This window comes from Halovivax sp. (assembly GCA_007119345.1).
Taxonomy (GTDB): Archaea; Halobacteriota; Halobacteria; order Halobacteriales; family Natrialbaceae; genus Halovivax.
This window is the reverse complement of record SKPV01000159.1, coordinates 1-17,368: the sequence shown is the minus strand read 5'-3', so window position 1 is coordinate 17,368 and position 17,368 is coordinate 1. Positions and strand designations below refer to the sequence as shown.

Below are 17,368 nucleotides of genomic sequence, written 5' to 3'. Positions count from 1 at the left end.
TCTTCCCGAACGTGCTCCCGCTCGTCGGCCTGTACATGGCGTTCGCGGTGGCGTACGCGATCATCTACGAGGCGAGCCTGGCGTTCCTCGGCTTCGGCGACCCCGAACTCTACTCGTGGGGCCAGATGCTGTTCCAGGCGTACCACTCGGGCGGGATTCGCCACGCCTGGTGGTGGGTGCTGCCGCCGGGGATCTGCCTGATGCTGCTGGTGATGGCCGTCTTCTTCATCGGCCGTAGCCTCGAGGAGATCACCAATCCGGAGCTGAGACACTAATGACGACCGACGACACTTCCGACGCGAGACGGACGGATCGAGACGCTCAGGACCGCGAGCCGCTGCTCGAGATCGAGGATCTGCGGACCTACTACCACACCGAACGCGGCGACCTGCACGCCGTCGACGGCGTGAGCGTCGAACTCGGCCACCAGGAGACGCTCGGGCTCGTCGGCGAGTCCGGCTGCGGCAAGACGACCCTCGCGAAGTCTATCATCCGGCTCCTGCCGCGAAACGGCGAGGTCGTCGACGGCGAGATCCGGCTGAAGGGCATCGACGTCACCGAACTGTCGGAGAAAGACCTCAGAGAGCAGGTTCGCTGGACCGAGATCTCGATGATCCCGCAGACGGCGATGAACGGGTTCGATCCGGTGAAGACGGTCGGCCGTCAGATCGTCGACGTGATCCGCCGCCACGAGGAGGACACCTCGAAGCAGGAAGCGTGGGCCCGCGCCGAGGAGCTGTTCGAGAACCTCGGCCTCGACGGCAGCCGGGTCGACGACTACCCCCACCAGTTCTCCGGCGGGATGGCCCAGCGGGCGATGATCGCCATGGCGCTCGCGCTCAGCCCGTCGATCATCCTCGCGGACGAGCCGACGACGGCGCTGGACGTGATGATCCAGGACCGGATCCTCCGCCAGATCGACGACCTGCAAGAGCAATTCGAGACGGCGATGATCATGATCACCCACGACATGTCCGTCGTTTCGGAAAACTGCGACTACATCGCCGTGATGTACGGCGGCCGCGTCGTCGAGTTCGGCGACGCCAGGACGATCATCAAGAACCCCCGGCACCCGTACACGCTGGGCATGAGCAACGCCTTCCCGGACATCTCCGAGGACGACCAGGACCTCGTCTCCATCCCGGGCAGTCCGCCCGAGGTCGTCGACCCCGACGAGGGCTGTCGGTTTGCCCCGCGGTGTCCGTTCGCCGAGGACGAGTGCTGGGAGGTGACGCCCCAGGCTGAGGAGTACGAGGACGGTCACATCGTGGAGTGCCACCGCGCCGACGAAGCGGCGTACATGCGCGAGGAGGCGAACGATAAGGAGACGTGGTTGTCGCTCAGGGAGGAGCCGGCGGACGAGCGCGTCGAAGAAGTGGAGGTGAACGATGACTGAGCGCGTCCTCGAGGTCGAGGGGCTCAAGAAGCAGTTCAGCGCGGACGACGACCTCTTCAGCAGGCTGTTCGGCTGGGGCGAACCCAAGACGGTGAAGGCGGTCGACGGCGTCTCACTCGACGTTCGGGAGGGGGAAGCGCTCGGCATCGCGGGCGAGTCCGGCTGCGGAAAGACGACCCTCGGGGAGACCCTCCTCGGGCTGAACGAGCCGACGGCGGGCCGGGTTCGCTACCGGGGCGAGGACGTCACCGAGCGCCTCCAGGAGGACCCGAACCTCCGCACCGAGATGCAGATCATCCAGCAGGACCCGTACAAGTCGATCAATCCCCGGTTCACGGTGTTTAACTGGGTGAAAGAGCCCCTCGACGTCCACGATATCGGGACGGAGGAGGAGCGGGAGGCTCGCGTCCTCGAGACGCTCGAGATGTCCGGACTGAGGCCCGCCGAAGCGTTCGCCAACGAGTACCCCACCGAACTGAGCGGGGGCGAGCGCCAGCGCGTCGGCATCGCGCGAGCCATCGTGTTGAACCCGTCGTTCGTCGTCGCGGACGAGCCGACCAGCATGCTCGACGTCAGCGTCCGGGCGAGCATCCTCGACCTGCTCAACCGGCTCCAGGAGGAGATGGGACTCGCCGTGATGTACATCAGCCACGACATCTCGCTGCTCAAGCACACCTGCGACCGGATCGCCATCATGTACCTGGGGAAGATCGTCGAACTGGGGCCGGCCACCGAGGTCATCAACGATCCCAAGCACCCGTACACGCGGGCGCTCGTCTCCTCGACGCCGATCGTCGACCCCGACAAGTCCCGGGAGCCGATCGAGATCGAGGGGGAGGTACCGGATCCGATCGACCTCGACCCCGGCTGCCGGTTCGCCCCGCGATGTCCCGAGGCCAGGGAGGCGTGCGCGCCCGACGAACCGGCGCTCCACGACGTCGGCGGCGGCCAGGCGGCTCGGTGCATCCTCTACGACGAGGAACTTGAGGAGGCGCCGACCCACCCCGAGTTCCAGTAGCTGCCGGCGCTCCCGCCGCGTCGGCCGCCGATTTCTCCGACGAGTGGACTCGTCCCCCGACGGGGACCTCGCGCGGTCCGAGGCCCGTGTCGTCGCGAGACACAGTCCGGCGAAAGGACCATAGGCGTTCGGCCGACAGTACACGCGTATGACCGCCGACCATCCGTTCGCCCCCGCGGACGCCGAGGTGGCCGAGGAGGAGTCCGAGCCCGGTTGCCAGGTCGACGGCTGTCCCCGACCTGGGTCGGTGCCGCGAGCCGTCGGCACGGCGCCGGACGGTTCGCTGCAGCGGGCGTACGTCTGCGACCGTCACCACCGCCTGTTCCTCGCCGCGAAGATTCTGCTCGTGATCCTCGTCGGATCGTTGTTCCTGCTCGCGTTCTTCAGGGTGTGACGCGAGCGCTCGCGGGTCGATCGAGCCCGCCGCCCGCGTCACCGGACGGTGTAGCCGCCGTCGATGACGATGGACTCGCCGGTGACGTACGACGAGGCGTCGGCGGCCAGGTAGACCGCCAGCGGCCCGACGTCTTCGGGCGTCGCCATCTCCCCCTGGAGCATCTCGTCGTACCAGGTCTCGGCCATCTCGGGGTCGTTCTCGAGGACGCCCTCGATCAAGTCGGTCCGGACGTAGCCGGGGTTGATCGTGTTCACGCGGACGTCGTGCTCGGCCCACTCGGAGGCGAGCTGCCGGGTGAAGGCGTCGACGCCGCCCTTCGACGCCTGGTACGACACCTGCGGCTGGGGGTGGTTGGCGACGAGCGCGGAGATCGAGGAGATGGTGACGATCGAGCCCCCGCCGCGCTCGATCATCTCGCGGCCGACCACACGCGAGCAGCGGAAGACGCCGGTGAGGTTGACGTTCAGGACGCGGTTCCACTCCGCCAGGGTCATCTCCTCGGCCGGGCCGTTTATCGTCAGCCCGGCGTTGTTGACGAGGACGTCGATCTCGCCGAACGCGTCGACGGTGGCGTCGACGAGCGCGCGAACCGAGTCGTCGTCGGCGACGTCGGTGGGAATACACCGCGTCTCCGCGCCGGTCGCCGCCGCGATTTCCGCGGCCGCCCGCTCGCCGTCGTCGGCGTCCCGATTCGCGATCACGACGTCGGTGCCCGCCTCCGCGAGCGCGGTGGCGATCCCCCGTCCGATGGCGCGGTTGCCGCCGGTGACGATCGCGACGTCACCGTCGAGTTCGAATCGCTCGAGGACCGTCATGTCGATTCGATGCCGCCGAATCCCCATAAGTGATACCTCGAGCGACGGATCCCCTTCGAACCGGGTTCCGGGTGGTCGAGGTGATCGAACCCGGGTATTTATAGTATCGTTCGGATCACATACGAACGGATGAACTTCGGCATCGAGGAACAGGTGGCGATCGTAACGGGCGGAACGAAGGGCATCGGCCGCGCCATCGCCGAGACGCTCGCCGAGGAGGGCTGTTACGTGGCGATCTGCGCCAGGAGCGACCCCGAGTCGGTCGCCGAGGAGATCGCGCCGGACCCGGGGCAGGTGATCGGCGTCGCGTGCGACGTGACGGTCCCGGCGGACGTGGCGTCGCTCGTCGACGAGACGCTCGAGGCGTTCGGCGGGATCGACATTCTGGTGAACAACGTCGGCATTCTCGGGAGCGAGAGGCCGTTCCACGAGATTCCCGACGAGGAGTGGCGGGAGGTCATCGACGTCAACATCATGGGCACCGTTCGGGTGACCCGCGAGGTGTTACCCCACATGCGGGAGCAGGGGTCGGGCGTCGTCGTCAACGTCGCCTCCGAGGCCGGCACCCAGCCGGACCCGTTCAAGACCCACTACGACGCGACGAAGGCGGCGATGATCAACATGACCAAGAACCTCTCGAAGACCTACGGCGACGAGGGCATCCGCGTCAACGCCGTCTCGCCCGCGACGACGAAGACACCGCTGGTCGAGGAGATTTTCGAGGAGCGCGCGGCGGAGACCGGCCGGAGCCTCGAGGCGGTCGAACGGGAGTTCATCGCCGAGGAGAAGCCGGGGATCGTCACCGACCGGCTGGGCGAACCGGAGGACGTCGGGAGCGTCGTCGCGTTCCTGGCCTCGGAGAAGGCGGCGTTCGTCCACGGCGCGAACTGGCGGGTCGACGGCGGATCGATCTGGACGATCGACGCCTGAATCCGGCGCTCGGGCGGCCGAAGCCGTCACGAGCGACCTCCGGCGCCGCTACTCGGTCGCGCGGGTCTCGATCGACCCCCGGCGCCGCTACCCGGCCTCGCGGGTCTAGATCGACCTCCGGCGCCGCTACCCGGCCGCGTGGGTCTCGAGCGAGAGCGCGGTGCTGACGGTTTCGCCGGCCGGGAGGTGTTCTGCGGTGTCGTTTTCGACGTGCTCTTCGAGGCCTCCGGTCGGCCGGGAGGTGCACGGCTCGAGGCCGAGGTTGTAGTTGCGTCCGAAGAAGGGCGCGTCCTCGAAGCCGCCGAACGCGCCCCAGTACCAGACGAACTCGTAGAGGTCTCGGTCGAACTCGACGGTCACCCCCAGGTCGAGTTCCGGGTTGGTGACGGTGTATCGCCCCTCCTCGAAGCCGGTCAGCGCGGCGAGGTCGTGGACGCGCTCGTCCTTCGGCGGGAAGCGACTGACGTCGATCTCCCCGTCGTCGCCCTCGTACACCGGGTACTCGAACGTCTCCCCCGCCGGGAGTCGGCGGGTGTCCGGATCGTGGTGCGGATCGACGTGGACCGTCTCGCAGGGCGCCTCGAGCCTGGCGTCGGGGCTTATCAGCGGCTCGCCGAGGGCGACGTGCTGGACCCACGAGTAGTCGACGTCGACCTCGCCGACGTTCGCGACGGTCTCTTCCCACTCGAGGCGGGAGGCGCCTTCCTCGAGGGTCAGTTCGCGCTCGACGCGAAGCGGATACCGCGAGAGTTCGGCGCTGAGGGAGACGACGACGCGGTCGTCCTCGGCCGTCGTCCTGGCGTCGAAGGGAATCAGCGTCGACTCCCCGTGGTGGGCGAGGGGCGCGCCCTCGACCTGGGCGGGGGCGCCGGCCGTCGGGAGGACGCTGTTCCACCCTCCCGGGAAGTGATCGAGGAAGGTGAACCAGTCGTCCGGCGACCCGATCTGGCCCGCCGCGGGCGCGTACCACTCGTGCGGGGTCTCGAAGAGGACGTTCACGTCGGTCCGCTTGTCCCTGATCTCGGTGACGTCGCCGCCCTTCCCCGCGAGCACCTCCACTCGCAGGCGGTCGTTCTCGAGGTGCACCGTGTCGATGCCGCGACGTGCGTACTCGTCCGTAACGGACAGCTCTGGCATGTGCGACAGCTACTCACGGTGTCACCATAACAGTTCACCTCGCGCCGACGCTTCCGTCGGGGGAGAGTATCCCGTTCGATCCGAAACCGACCCCATCGGTACTTATAATTCGTTCACGCGAAGAACACTCACCATGGGCATTCAGAACGTGGCCGTTACCGGCGGCAACGGCAAGATCGGACGGGCGATCCTCGAGAACCTGACCGACCACGGCTACCGCGCAATCAACGTGGCCCGGGGCAAACGGCGCGAGGAGGTCTCGGACGAGTACCGGACGACCGACCTCCTCGACGCGGGCGAGGTCTACGGCTCGCTCGCGCGCAGCGACGCCGACGCCGTCATCCACATGGGAACGATCCCCTGGCCGACCGAGCACCCGGGCTTTCGGACCTACGAGAGCAACGTCATGTCCACGTACAACGTGCTCGAGGCGTCCCACGAGCTCGGCCTCGAGTCGGTCGTCCTCGCCTCGAGCATCAACGTCCTCGGCTGTGCCTACCAGGACGAACCCGTCGAGGTGTTCTACCTGCCGATGGACGAGGAGCACCCGGTCACGCCCCGGGACCCCTACGCGCTGGGCAAGCACGCGATCGAGATCACCGCCGACGGGTTCGGGCGCCTCGCGGACGCGCCCTCGATCGCGTCGCTTCGCTACCCCTGGGTCGCGACGGCGGAGGAGATACTCGAGAACTTCGTCGAACCGGACCGCTCGCTCGAGGGGCTCAGGGACGCCTGGCACCACACGACGCGGGACGTGATGTTCTCGTACCTCCACATGGCCGACGGCGCCGAGGTCGCGCGCCTCGCGATGGAGGCCGACCTCGACGGACACGAGCGCTTCTGGACGGTCGCCGCCGACACGACGGCCGAGGTCGAGAGCGGGGTCCTCGTGGAGGAGTACTATCCGAACGCCGAACACCGCGCGGAGATTCCCGGCACCGAGTCGCTGATCTCGATCGACAAGGCCCGGGAGCTGCTGGGCTGGGAGCCGAAGCGCTCCTGGCGCGACCTCTGATCGGCGTCGGTCGACGCGCCGCGAAGGGAGCGCAGACTCCCGCCCGGACGGTCGGTCGGTCCTTTTTTCGAGGTAAACTATTATGATACTCGAGGTCTCATTTTCGGGCGATGTCGGTGTTAGAGAGATTTACGCTCGAGGGACAGACCGCGATCGTCACGGGCGGCAACCGGGGAATCGGGAAGGCTATCGCCCGTGGGCTGGCCGACGCCGGCGCGAACGTGGTGATCGCGAACCGGACGCTCGAGAGCGGCGAGGAGGCGGCGGCCGAGATCAGCGAGGAGACGGGCGCCGAGGCCATCGCCGTCCGGACCGACGTCTCCGAGGAGGCGGACGTCAGCGCGCTCGTCGACGCCACCGTCGAGGAGTTCGGCGGAATCGACGTGCTCGTCAACAACGCGGGGATCGCGATCCACGGCGGCGCCGAAGAGAAGCCGCTCGAGGAGTGGCAAGAGACGATCGACGTCAACCTCACGGGGACGTTTCTCTGCTCGAAGTACGCCGGCCGCGAGATGATCGAGGGCGGCGGCGGATCGATCGTCAACGTCACGTCGATGTCGGCGTACATCGCGAACTATCCCCAGAAACACGTCGACTACCAGGCGTCGAAGGGTGGAATGGAGGCCTTCTCCCGCCAGCTGGCCTCCGAGTGGGCCGAACACGGCGTCCGCGTGAACAACATCGCGCCGGGATACGTCGCGACGGAGATCCTCGTCGACGACGAGGAACTGCTGAACACCTGGAAGTCGGAGATGCTGCAGGACGAACTGGCGAGGCCCGAAGACATCGCGCCGCTGGCGGTCTACCTCGCGTCGGACGCCTCGTCGTACGTCACCGGCGAGTCCATCGTCATCGACGGCGGCTACACCGTCCGGTGACCGCCCCCGAGAGCGGCGGCCGACGAGAGGGGTCGACCGAACCGACGGCGGATCCGGCGCCGTGACTCGCGCTACCGACGGTCTTCGGGGGAGGTAAAGTTTTACAACGAGCAGCGGCGTGATACATACCGAGCAGATGAAAACAAACGCTGTCGTGATGGTGGAACCCGGCGAGTTCGACGTCCGCGAGTTCGAACTCCCGGAACTCGGACCGAACGACGTGCTCATGCGCGTCGAACTGAACGGCGTCTGCGGGACGGACGTCCACATCAACGAAGGGGGGATGAACCACCTCGACTTTCCGATCCTGCCCGGCCACGAGTTCGCCGGCCGCGTCGAGAAACTCGGCGAGAACGTCGAGACCGACGCCCGCAACGAACCCTTGGCGGAGGGTGACCCGATCACCGCCATCCCGTTCTGGAAGGTCGAGGACGACTGGTACTCGAAGCACGTTCCGACGCGAGAGGTGCTGTTCGAGGGGATCACGGGGCTCGGCCTCGCCCCCGCGGAGTCGGGGGACGTGGGGGGCATGAGCGAGTACGTCGTCCTCCCGGAGGAGACGGACGTGTACAAGCTTCCCGAGGGGATGGACCCGGACCTGGGCGCGCTCGCCGAACCGCTCTCGATCGGCGTGCGGGCGTACGAGCGCGCCGCGATGCCGGGGATGCCGGACGTGAACGAGGGCGTCGGCCTCGGCAGCAGCGTCGCGGTCCAGGGCGCGGGCACGATCGGCCTGCTCACCGTCGCCGCCGCACACGCCGGGGGCTCCGGCCAGATCATCGCCATCGACGCCATCGAGGAGCGCCTCGAGCTGGCCCGCGAGTTCGGCGCGACGGACACGGTCGACATCACCGAGTACGACGGCGACGAGGAGATCGTCCGCGCCGTCAAGGAGCGGACCGACCACGGTCGCGGCCCGACCGCGGTCATCGAGGCCACGGGCGTTCCGGCGTCGGTCCCCCAGGCGATCGAGATCCCCCACGACGGCGGGATCTTCGTCGAGGCGGGCCACTACGCCTACAACGGGGAGGTCGAGATCAACCCCACCCGGATCGTCCAGAAGGAACTCACCATCCTCGGGAGCAAGGCCGCGCCTTCGGGACAGTTCCGAACGGCGGTGGAACTGCTGCCGGAACTCGCCGCGGAGATGCCCCTCGAGGAACTGTTCAACTACGGTGTTCCCCTCGAGGACGTCGGAGACGCCTACGAGACGCAGGCGGAGGGGAACGCGCTCCGCGCCTCGATCCACCCCCACGGCGTCTGATCGGACGACGCGTCGACGTCGGTGAGCGACGAGCGAGCCGCCCGAGCGGAACCGCCCCGACCGAAATCGAACGCGAACTCGTTCAGCCCTCACGGCGGGGAATGGAACTGCTGGCCAATCGCCGTCTTTGCCGAGTCATATCACAATCACATAATAAATATGAAAATGGTAATTCGGGGAGCAGTTTCGCGGAGCCGGACGGCGTCGGGTCTTTCTCTCTAATATGGCGATTAACTTTTATCACCGGGGGTAGGGGGATTTTTGCACTTTTATGCCCCTTTAGGTGATGGATACTGGCTATTCAGGGATGAAGACTTCGCAAACGGTCAGAAATCGAGTCCATACTTCTGTGTGATAACGCGCGGATCCGGTTTCGGGCCTTTCACGAATCGAAGCGTCCGTATATGAGGGCTTCGGTCGTCACCGGGCAGTTCACGGTACGCTCCGCGCGGGACTGGTCGTCGGAGGATCCGTCGTACGGCCGCTCGAGTCCAACACTGGTATACTATCGGAATAGGGATAGATTCTGGATAGTGTCGGTAATGCGGTAATGGGCCGGGTGACGTCGGTAACCCTGTGATATGGCGGGGGCGTCGGTAACCCTCTGATATGGCGGGCGCGTCAGCCCGGTTATCGAACCGGATCCTCGAGGATCGGTGCGGGGATGGTCGAATCAGTAACGGGCCGTCGATCTGACGCCGATCCGGCACCGATCGGCGACTGTCACTCGGCGCCTCCCGACGTCGCCCAGCCGAGAGCGCGCTCGACCGCGTCGCTCCACCGCGAGTACGTTTCGTCCGCCGTCGCGGCGTCCATCTGCGGCTCGAACTCGCGGTCGACCCGCCAGTTGTCGCGTAGGCCCTCGACGTCCTCCCAGTAGCCGACCGCGAGGCCGGCGGCGTACGCCGAGCCGAGCGCCGTCGTCTCGTCGACGACCGGGCGGGTGATCTTCGAGCCGATGATGTCGGACTGGAGCTGACAGAGGAAGTTGTTCTTGACGGCGCCGCCGTCGACTTTGAGGCTCGTCATCTCGATCCCCGCGTCGGCCTCCATCGCCTCCGCGACGTCGCGGGTCTGGAAAGCGATCGACTCGAGGGTGGCTCGCACGATGTGTTCCCGCCGGCTCCCCCGAGTGAGTCCGAGGATGGTGCCGCGGGCGCGCTGGTCCCAGTGGGGAGCACCGAGGCCCGTGAACGCCGGGACGACGTAGACGCCGTCCGTGGAGTCGACGCTGCGGGCGAGCTCGGCCGTCTCGGCCGGGTCCTCGATCAGCGAGACGTCTTCGAGCCACTCGATGGCGGCGCCGGTGACGAAGATCGCCCCCTCCAGAGCGTACCGAACGGGCTCGCCCGAGCGCTGGAAGCCGACGGTCGTCAGCAGTCCGTGTTCGCTCTCGACGGCCTCCTCGCCGGTGTTCATCAGGAAGAACGAGCCCGTACCGTAGGTGTTCTTCGCGTCGCCCGGATCGAAGCAGGTCTGGCCGAACAGCGCGGCCTGCTGGTCGCCCAGCGCGCCCGCGACCGGCACCGCGGCGCCGAGAAAGCCCTCCGGATCGGTCGAGCCGTAGGTCGCCTCGTCGCTCGACGGACGAACCTCGGGCAGCATCTCGCGGGGGACGGAAAACGCCGCGAGCAGTTCGTCGTCCCACGCCATCTCGTGGATGTCGAACAGCATCGTCCGCGAGGCGTTCGAGACGTCGGTGACGTGCGAGCCGGTCAGCTTGAAAATGATCCAGCTGTCGATCGTCCCGAACAGGACCTCGCCCTTCTCGGCGCGGTCGCGGACGTCCTCGGGGCGGGTGCGTTCGAGCTTGATCGGATCGGCGTTGTCGAGCAGCCACTCGGCTTTCGTCGCCGAAAAGTAGGCGTCGGCCTCGAGGCCGGTTTTCTCCCGGATCGTCCCGACGAGCTCGTCGGCCTGGAGCCGTTCGATTCGATCGGTCGTCCGGCGGTCCTGCCAGACGATCGCGTTGTGGACCGGCTTGCCGGTGTCGGCGTCCCAGAGCACGGTCGTCTCGCGCTGGTTGGTGACGCCGATCGCCGCGAGCTGGTCGGGACCGACCCCGGCCTGGCCGAGCGCTCGCGTCACGACGGATTTGGTGTTCTCCCATATCTCGAGCGGGTCGTGTTCGACCCAGCCAGGCTCGGGATAGATCTGTTCGTGTTTCTCGTAGGCGTTCGCGACGACCTGCCCGCCGTGGTCGAAGACCATGAAGCGGGTGCCCGTCGTCCCCTGGTCGATCGCGCCGACGTACGTATCTTCTGTCACTCCTGATCACTCGTGTCCGCACCGGACTCGTATCTTTACCGACGGTGATGATCTACGGGTAAACAATTACGACGACCCACATAAAGGTGCGTGATGCTGTGGGATAAAGCATACAACTACCGAGCGACGGACCCGCCGGACGACCGGTAAACCGACCACGTAGGGCCGATTTCGCTTGCACGGGTCCCTACGCGTCCCGAGTACACGGGTCGTGGGGAAACCCCCTCCAAAATCATAGGAAATATGATTAGTACTGTCGAAGCCGGTGCGTCGATAAAATAAAGGTGGCCGCGACCGTCGATACGAGAGAATGCCACGAGACGCCACGGTACTCGTCCTCGGCGGCGGGTCGACCGGCTGCGGTATCGCCCGCGACCTGGCGATGCGCGGCGTCGACGTCACCCTCCTCGAGCGCGGGAACCTCACCGACGGCACGACCGGCCGGATGCACGGCCTGCTCCACAGCGGCGGCCGGTACGCCGTCTCGGATCGAGCGAGCGCCACGGAGTGCATCGAGGAGAACCGGGTGCTCAGGGAGATCGCCGGCCACTGCGTCGAGCTGACCGGCGGTCTCTTCGCGGCCCGTCCGGAGGACTCCGCGGAGTACTTCGAGGAGAAGTTGCGGGGCTGTCGGGAGTGTGGGATTCCGGCGCGCGCCCTCTCGGGACGCGAGGCCCGCGAAATCGAGCCCTACCTCGCGCGAGACGTCGAGCGCGCGATCGAGGTGCCCGACGGCGCGGTCGACCCGTTCAGGCTCTGCGTCGCGAACGCGCTGGACGCGGAACGTCACGGTGCGCGCGTGGAGACCCACGCGGAGGTGATCGACCTGCTGCGCGAGGGCGACGACGTCTACGGCGTCGAGGTCCGCCACGAGTCGGGACCAGGCAAGCGGGTCCATCGGGCCTCGGGGTCGACGGAGGAGATCACCGCCGAGTACGTGGTGAACGCCACGGGCGCGTGGGCCGGCCAGATCGGCGCGATGGCGGGAATCGACGTCGAGGTCCGTCCCTCCAAGGGCGTGATGACGATCATGAACGTCCGCCAGGTGGATACGGTGATCAACCGCTGTCGACCCAAGGGCGACGCCGACATCGTCGTCCCCCACGAGACGACGGCGATCCTCGGGACGACGGACGAGGAGGTCGCGGACCCCGACGACTACCCCGAGGAGGGGTGGGAGGTGGACGAGGTGATCGACACCCTCTCGGTGCTGGTGCCGATCCTGCGGGAGGCGCGGACGATCCGCTCGTTCTGGGGCGTCCGACCGCTGTACGAGCCGCCCGGCACCGGCACCGAGGACCCGACGGACATCACGCGGGACTTCTTCCTGCTCGATCACGCCGAGCGCGACGGCGTCTCGGGGATGGCGAGCATCGTCGGCGGCAAGTTCACGACCTACCGCGCGATGGCCGAGGAGATCGCCGACCACGTCTGCGACGAGCTGGGCGTGCGCGCGTCGTGTGCGACCGCGGACGAGGCCCTACCCGGCAGCGAGAACCTCGACGAGCTCGAGGCCGCGATGGAGGACTTCGGCCTGCGGTCGCCGATCGCCCGTCGCAGCAAACAGCGACTCGGGAGCCGGTCGGCCGCGGTCCTGGGAACCGACGAGCCAAATCCCGTGATCTGCGCGTGCGAGGGCGTCACGCGCGCGGAGGTTCGGGACGCGATCGCCCAGTCCGGATCGGACCTGAACGCCGTGCGCATCCGGACCCGCGCCTCGATGGGCAACTGCCAGGGCGGCTTCTGCTGTGCGGCGATGGCCGCCGAACTCCACCCCGAGTACGACGAGCCGACGGCCCGGGCGGCGCTTGACGAACTCTTCCAGGAGCGCTGGAAGGGAGAGCGCCACGCCCTCTGGGGCGAACAGCTCTCTCAGGCCATGCTCAACTACGCGCTGCACGCCACGACGTACAACCGGGACGCCGACCCAGCCGACGGCGCCACCGTCGACTACGCCGCGTACGACGACGGCGGTGACGGGTTCGCCGCCGACGGAAGTGACGCGTCCGAGGACGGCGGTGACGCGCTCGCCTCCGAGGGCAGTGACGCGTCCGAGGACGGCGGTGACGCGTCCGGGAACGGTGCAAGGGACGAGGGGGCGAGCGAATCGAATTCCGCGTCCGACGGAGGTGACGTGTAACCGTGGCGATCGAAGACGACGTTCTGGTGATCGGCGGCGGATTGGCCGGCGCGACGGCGGCGCTCGCCGCGGCCGAGCGCGGGGTCGCCGTGCGACTCGTCTCGTTCAAGCAGAGCACCCTCCGGCACGCCTCGGGGCTGATCGACGTCCTCGGATACGGGCCGGACGGAGGCGGCCCGCTCGCGGAGCCGTACGACGCGATCCCGGATCTGCCGACGGGTCACCCGTACGAGCGCGTCGGCGCGGACGCCGTCCGCGAGGCGTTGTCGTTCTTCGACGCCCTCGCGGGCGACGCCTACCGCGGCGACCACACCGAGACCAACGCGCTCGTCCCGACGAGCGGCGGGACGGTCAAGCCCACGGCGCGGTATCCCGCCGGCGCGGCCGCGGGCGTTGCGACCGACGAACGGCCGGCGCTCCTCGTCGGATTCGACGCGCTCCCGGAGTTCGACGCGCCGCTGGCCGCCGAGCACCTCCGCGCCGCCGGCGTGCCGTTCGACGTTCGCGGCGTCACCCTCTCGTTTCCCGGCGAGTTCCGCGACGACGCGAAAATCACGCGCTACGCTCACGCGCTGGATCGCGACGAGCCGATCTCGACGAACGCGGGCGGGCGACCGGCGCGGGCGGCCCTGGCCGACGCCGTCTCGGCTCACCACCGCGGCGAGGCGAGGATCGGCGTTCCCGCCGTGCTCGGCGACGAGTTCCACGAGGCGGTCCGGACCGACCTCGCCGACAGGCTGGGCGCCGCGGTCTTCGAGGTGCCGACCGGTCCGCCGAGCCTGCCCGGCCTCCGACTCGAGGACCTGCTGTTCGACGCGCTCGAGTCCGCGGGGGTCCGGGTGACGACCGGCGTCCCGGTCGTCGATCACGAGGTCGCGGACGGGAGCGGGATCGCGCGTACCGGCGGCGCCGCGGAGGCCGGCGAGAGCGTCGACCGAATCGATCGCGTGCTCGTCGACCGCGGCCACCGGACGGTCCCCTACCGCGCGAGCGAGTACGTCCTCGCCACGGGAGGTCTCGTCGGAAAGGGCGTCCGGTCGGCGCGCGAGGAGATCTTCGAGCCGATCTTCGACTGCCACGTGCGCGCTCCCGCGGACCGCTACGACTGGTCGGAACCGGCGGCCTTCGGCGATCACGCGTTCGCCCGCTTCGGCGTGGCCGTCGACCGCGATCTCCGACCGCTCGGTGGCGACGGCGAACCCGAGTTCGCCAACCTCCGGGCGGCCGGCGCCGTGTGTGGCGGCTACGACTACGCCGCCGAGAAGTCGGGCGCCGGCGTCTCGCTGGCGACCGGCTACGTCGCCGGCGGCCGGGCGGGGGAGGTGGCGAGCGGATGAGCGTCGTGTACGGGAGCGGTGGCGAGCGGATGAGCGTCGTGTACGGGAGCGGTGGCGAGCAGACGAGCGTCGTGTGCGGAAGCGGCGGCAAGGGGGCGAACGGAGTGTGCGGAAGCGGCGGCGAGCAGACGAGCGAGGGCGTCGAACCGCACCGCGGGCGAGGCGCGAGGGGTCAGACGGCGACGAGGGATCACGATGAGTGACACCGACCGACCGGTCGACGACGATTTCGAACCGATCCAGGTCTTCCCCCAGGCGGAGGACGTCGATCTCCGACCGGGCGCGGACAACTGCTACAAGTGCTCGACCTGCGACACCAACTGCCCCGTCGCCGAGGTCGACGACGAGTTCCCGGGCCCGAAGTTCCAGGGGCCGGAGCAGTGGCGCCTGAAGCGCGGGGACGACCACGACGTCGACCCCTCGATCATGAAGTGCTCGAACTGCATGCGCTGCGATCAGGCGTGCCCGTCCGAGGTTCCCCTGTCTCAGATGCACAACTCGGCGCGGGGGGAGTACGTCCGCGAGCACCAGTCGAGGTGGTCCCGGGAGTACCTGCGAAACCGACTGCTCTCGAACTATCGGCTGGTCTCGCGGATCGCCAGCACGGCCCCGCGACTGACGAACTTCGTGATGGGACTCCGGGTGACCCGGCTCCTGAACGAGAGGCTGCTGGGGATCACGAGCGAGCGGGAGTTCCCGGCCTACGCCACGGAGACCTTCCGGGAGTGGTGGACGAAGCGAGGCGGCGCGGCCGCCTCGAACGAGCGGGCGCGGGCGGCGCGAGCAGAGCGAGGCGGCGCAGCCGCCTCGAACGAGCGAGCGAAGACGCCACGAGCAGAGCGAGCCGCCTCGGCGGTCGAGAGCGAGGACAAGCGGATCGCCTACTTCCACGGCTGTTACGCCAACTTCAACACGCCCGAGGTCGCGAAGGCGCTCGTTCGGGTCTACGAGCACTTCGGGTACCAGGTGCTGGTCCCCGAGCAGGACTGTTCCGGGACGCCGATGTTCGCCAACGGCATGCTCGACGACGCCCGCCGGGCCGCGGGGACGAACGTCCGCGAACTGGGGGCGGCGATCGCCGACGGGGCGGCGGTGATCACCTCGTGTACGTCCTGCTCGATGGCGATCCGCCAGGAGTACCCCGAACTGTTCGCGTACGACGGCGTCGAGGAGCTCGCCGCGAACACGTGGGACGCCGTCGAGTACCTCCGGGTCAACGAGGATCTCGAGGGCGCACTCGAGGAAACAGCGGTGGACCTGCCGGCCATGGCCTACCACGCCCCGTGTCACGCGCGCAACCAGGGGTTAGACGGCCAGACCGCGGAGGTGGTCGACGCCATCGACGGCGTCGAGGCCCACGACGTCGGGGACTCCTGTTCCGGGATCTCCGGCACCTACGGCTGGAAGGCCGAGCATTACGAAACGTCCATGGCGATCGGGGAGGAGCTGTTCGAGCACATGGCGGCGGCCGACGCGGACGTCGGACTCACGGAGTGTCCGACCTGCTCTATGCAGATGGAACACGGGACGGGCTACGAGATCCGACACACGCTGGAGGTGCTCGCCGCGGCACTGGTCGACTCGTCGGACGACGATACACGGACGGGCGAGTCCCCGGAGACGGGGGCGGAGGAGTGATGGACCTGGCGGAACGCGTCGCCAGGCGGCGGTCGGCTCGGAGGGCGGCCGGCGTGATGGTCGAGCGCGACGTGCTGAGTCCGGTGACCCACCGGCCGGAACCCGTCGGTCGGGGCGTGGTCCTCGAGGAGTTGCTCGACGCCGTCGACCCGGTCTTCGACGGCGACCTGCCGCCGGACGTCGCGGTCGCCGGCCCGCACGGGTCGGGAACCTCGGCGGTGGTGACGGCGCTGTTCGCGTCGCTGAACGACCGGCTTGGCGCACCCGATCGGTCGATCGCCACGACCACCAGGGGCGGCGCACCCGATCCGGTCACGTGGTTCCTCACCGTCGACGCGCGAACCGTCGCGAGCCCGTTCGCGTTCTACCGCGCGGTGCTCTCGGCGCTGGTCGACGGCGGCGTTCCGGACGGCGGTGTGGAGACCGACGTGCTGCGAAACCGACTCGCGGGGCGACTCGACCGACCGGACCGGCGGGCGGTGGTGGCGATCGACCACCACGACGAACCAGGCGGGCTGGACCTCGAGACCGTGCGGGGCCTGCTTGCACCCTTCGAGGAGCGGGTCGCGCTGGTTCCGGTCGGGCGGACGGTTCCGGAAGACTGGTCGGGGCCGGTCGTGCGCGTCTCGCCGTACCGCCGCCACGAACTCGTGGACGTGGTGACCGACCGGGCCACGACGGGGCTGGCGACCGGCGCCGTCGACCACGGGACGCTCCGCGAGTTGGCGGCCTGGGCGGACGGCAACGCCCACGACGCCCTGGCCGCGCTGTTCGGGGCGGCCACGCTGGCGGCCCGCGCCGACGCCGACCGGATCGCGGACGACCACCTGGACCGGGCGATGGCGGACGTCCCGGCCGACGGAATCCACGTCGCTCGTCCCCTCTCGGTCTCGGAGAGTCGTCAGCGGGTGCTGGCCGGGCTGGTCGAACTCGACGCGCCGGCCCGGTCGATCGGTGACCTCGCGACGGAGATCGCCGCGCGGACCGACGTCGCCTCGGGGACGGTGACGCGGTTTCTCTACGAACTCGCCGGCGCGGGCATCCTCAGACGCGTCGCGCTCCCCGCGGACGGGAGCGGTCGGCGGCCCAGCACCGTGGAACCCCGGTTCCCGACGATCGTGTTCCGGACGCACGC

At 68.5% G+C, this 17,368-nt stretch carries 15 protein-coding genes and 1 pseudogene; 13 read left to right on the top strand and 3 right to left on the bottom strand.

Going from position 1 to position 17,368, the window contains the following annotated elements; all coding sequences use genetic code 11:
* From QZT59_RS10900 to QZT59_RS10885, 4 genes and pseudogenes are all read left to right on the top strand, one after another.
* Positions 1-275 (top strand): annotated as a pseudogene (locus QZT59_RS10900) (ABC transporter permease); the annotation flags it as partial.
* Positions 275-1,396 (top strand): ABC transporter ATP-binding protein, encoded by a 1,122-nt coding sequence (locus QZT59_RS10895; RefSeq protein ID WP_290815753.1) that lies wholly within the window; start codon positions 275-277, stop codon positions 1,394-1,396. The pseudogene QZT59_RS10900 and the gene QZT59_RS10895, both read left to right, overlap by 1 nt.
* Positions 1,389-2,414: an ABC transporter ATP-binding protein gene (locus QZT59_RS10890; protein ID WP_290815750.1), complete on the top strand. Its 1,026-nt coding sequence runs from the start codon at positions 1,389-1,391 to the stop codon at positions 2,412-2,414. The genes QZT59_RS10895 and QZT59_RS10890 overlap by 8 nt, the downstream gene beginning before the upstream one ends.
* 148 nt (positions 2,415-2,562) lie before the next feature.
* On the top strand, positions 2,563-2,808 hold the full coding sequence (locus QZT59_RS10885) for a hypothetical protein (RefSeq protein WP_290815747.1): 246 nt from the start codon (positions 2,563-2,565) through the stop codon (positions 2,806-2,808).
* A 38-nt stretch (positions 2,809-2,846) separates the two neighbouring features.
* Here QZT59_RS10885 and QZT59_RS10880 read toward each other — a convergent pair whose 3' ends face one another.
* Positions 2,847-3,626, bottom strand: a complete 780-nt coding sequence (locus tag QZT59_RS10880) for an SDR family NAD(P)-dependent oxidoreductase (RefSeq protein ID WP_290815744.1) — start codon at positions 3,624-3,626, stop codon at positions 2,847-2,849.
* Between the two features lie 129 nt (positions 3,627-3,755).
* Here QZT59_RS10880 and QZT59_RS10875 point away from each other — a divergent pair, with 129 nt between their 5' ends.
* The gene (locus tag QZT59_RS10875) at positions 3,756-4,556 is read left to right on the top strand and encodes an SDR family NAD(P)-dependent oxidoreductase (RefSeq protein ID WP_290815741.1); all 801 of its coding nucleotides are present in this window, start codon (positions 3,756-3,758) and stop codon (positions 4,554-4,556) included.
* A 126-nt stretch (positions 4,557-4,682) separates the two neighbouring features.
* Here the strand turns inward: QZT59_RS10875 and QZT59_RS10870 are convergent, their stop codons facing one another.
* The gene (locus QZT59_RS10870; RefSeq protein WP_290815738.1) at positions 4,683-5,693 is read right to left on the bottom strand and encodes a DUF4432 family protein; all 1,011 of its coding nucleotides are present in this window, start codon (positions 5,691-5,693) and stop codon (positions 4,683-4,685) included.
* Positions 5,694-5,826: 133 nt separating this feature from the next.
* Here QZT59_RS10870 and QZT59_RS10865 point away from each other — a divergent pair, with 133 nt between their 5' ends.
* The 3 genes from QZT59_RS10865 to QZT59_RS10855 all read left to right on the top strand — a co-directional run bounded on the left by QZT59_RS10865 (position 5,827) and on the right by QZT59_RS10855 (position 8,850).
* Positions 5,827-6,708: an NAD(P)-dependent oxidoreductase gene (locus QZT59_RS10865; RefSeq protein ID WP_290815735.1), complete on the top strand. Its 882-nt coding sequence runs from the start codon at positions 5,827-5,829 to the stop codon at positions 6,706-6,708.
* Between the two features lie 110 nt (positions 6,709-6,818).
* Entirely contained in the window at positions 6,819-7,586 is a 768-nt protein-coding gene (locus QZT59_RS10860) for an SDR family NAD(P)-dependent oxidoreductase (protein ID WP_290815732.1), read from the top strand.
* A gap of 136 nt (positions 7,587-7,722) precedes the next feature.
* Complete coding sequence (locus tag QZT59_RS10855; RefSeq protein WP_290815729.1) at positions 7,723-8,850, top strand: zinc-binding dehydrogenase; 1,128 nt, start codon at positions 7,723-7,725, stop codon at positions 8,848-8,850.
* A 723-nt stretch (positions 8,851-9,573) separates the two neighbouring features.
* Here QZT59_RS10855 and glpK read toward each other — a convergent pair.
* The gene (gene glpK, locus QZT59_RS10850) at positions 9,574-11,118 is read right to left on the bottom strand and encodes a glycerol kinase GlpK (RefSeq protein ID WP_290815726.1); all 1,545 of its coding nucleotides are present in this window, start codon (positions 11,116-11,118) and stop codon (positions 9,574-9,576) included.
* A 310-nt stretch (positions 11,119-11,428) separates the two neighbouring features.
* On the opposite strand from glpK, the gene glpA reads away from it, so the two are divergent.
* The 5 genes from glpA to QZT59_RS10825 all read left to right on the top strand — a co-directional run.
* Positions 11,429-13,258: an anaerobic glycerol-3-phosphate dehydrogenase subunit GlpA gene (gene glpA, locus QZT59_RS10845; protein ID WP_290815723.1), complete on the top strand. Its 1,830-nt coding sequence runs from the start codon at positions 11,429-11,431 to the stop codon at positions 13,256-13,258.
* 2 nt (positions 13,259-13,260) lie between these two features.
* Positions 13,261-14,595, top strand: coding sequence for a glycerol-3-phosphate dehydrogenase subunit GlpB (gene glpB, locus QZT59_RS10840; protein WP_290815719.1), 1,335 nt, complete (start codon positions 13,261-13,263; stop codon positions 14,593-14,595).
* Positions 14,592-14,798 (top strand): hypothetical protein, encoded by a 207-nt coding sequence (locus QZT59_RS10835; protein ID WP_290815716.1) that lies wholly within the window; start codon positions 14,592-14,594, stop codon positions 14,796-14,798. The genes glpB and QZT59_RS10835 overlap by 4 nt, the downstream gene beginning before the upstream one ends.
* Entirely contained in the window at positions 14,791-16,233 is a 1,443-nt protein-coding gene (locus tag QZT59_RS10830; protein WP_290815713.1) for an anaerobic glycerol-3-phosphate dehydrogenase subunit C, read from the top strand. Before QZT59_RS10835 ends, QZT59_RS10830 begins: the two co-directional genes overlap by 8 nt.
* The coding region (locus QZT59_RS10825; protein WP_290815710.1) for an AAA family ATPase at positions 16,233-17,368 on the top strand (1,136 nt) is incomplete at its 3' end. The genes QZT59_RS10830 and QZT59_RS10825, both read left to right, overlap by 1 nt.

Bases quoted from the DNA above. Each gene is read 5' to 3' on its own strand.
- QZT59_RS10835 (WP_290815716.1), top strand. From the start codon at position 14,592: ATGAGCGTCGTGTACGGGAGCGGTGGCGAGCGGATGAGCGTCGTGTAC.
- QZT59_RS10885 (WP_290815747.1), top strand. From the start codon at position 2,563: ATGACCGCCGACCATCCGTTCGCCCCCGCGGACGCCGAGGTGGCCGAG.
- QZT59_RS10865 (WP_290815735.1), top strand. From the start codon at position 5,827: ATGGGCATTCAGAACGTGGCCGTTACCGGCGGCAACGGCAAGATCGGA.
- QZT59_RS10875 (WP_290815741.1), top strand. From the start codon at position 3,756: ATGAACTTCGGCATCGAGGAACAGGTGGCGATCGTAACGGGCGGAACG.
- QZT59_RS10880 (WP_290815744.1), bottom strand. From the start codon at position 3,626: ATGACGGTCCTCGAGCGATTCGAACTCGACGGTGACGTCGCGATCGTC.
- QZT59_RS10895 (WP_290815753.1), top strand. From the start codon at position 275: ATGACGACCGACGACACTTCCGACGCGAGACGGACGGATCGAGACGCT.
- glpA (WP_290815723.1), top strand. From the start codon at position 11,429: ATGCCACGAGACGCCACGGTACTCGTCCTCGGCGGCGGGTCGACCGGC.
- QZT59_RS10830 (WP_290815713.1), top strand. From the start codon at position 14,791: ATGAGTGACACCGACCGACCGGTCGACGACGATTTCGAACCGATCCAG.
- QZT59_RS10855 (WP_290815729.1), top strand. From the start codon at position 7,723: ATGAAAACAAACGCTGTCGTGATGGTGGAACCCGGCGAGTTCGACGTC.
- QZT59_RS10870 (WP_290815738.1), bottom strand. From the start codon at position 5,693: ATGCCAGAGCTGTCCGTTACGGACGAGTACGCACGTCGCGGCATCGAC.
- QZT59_RS10860 (WP_290815732.1), top strand. From the start codon at position 6,819: ATGTCGGTGTTAGAGAGATTTACGCTCGAGGGACAGACCGCGATCGTC.
- QZT59_RS10890 (WP_290815750.1), top strand. From the start codon at position 1,389: ATGACTGAGCGCGTCCTCGAGGTCGAGGGGCTCAAGAAGCAGTTCAGC.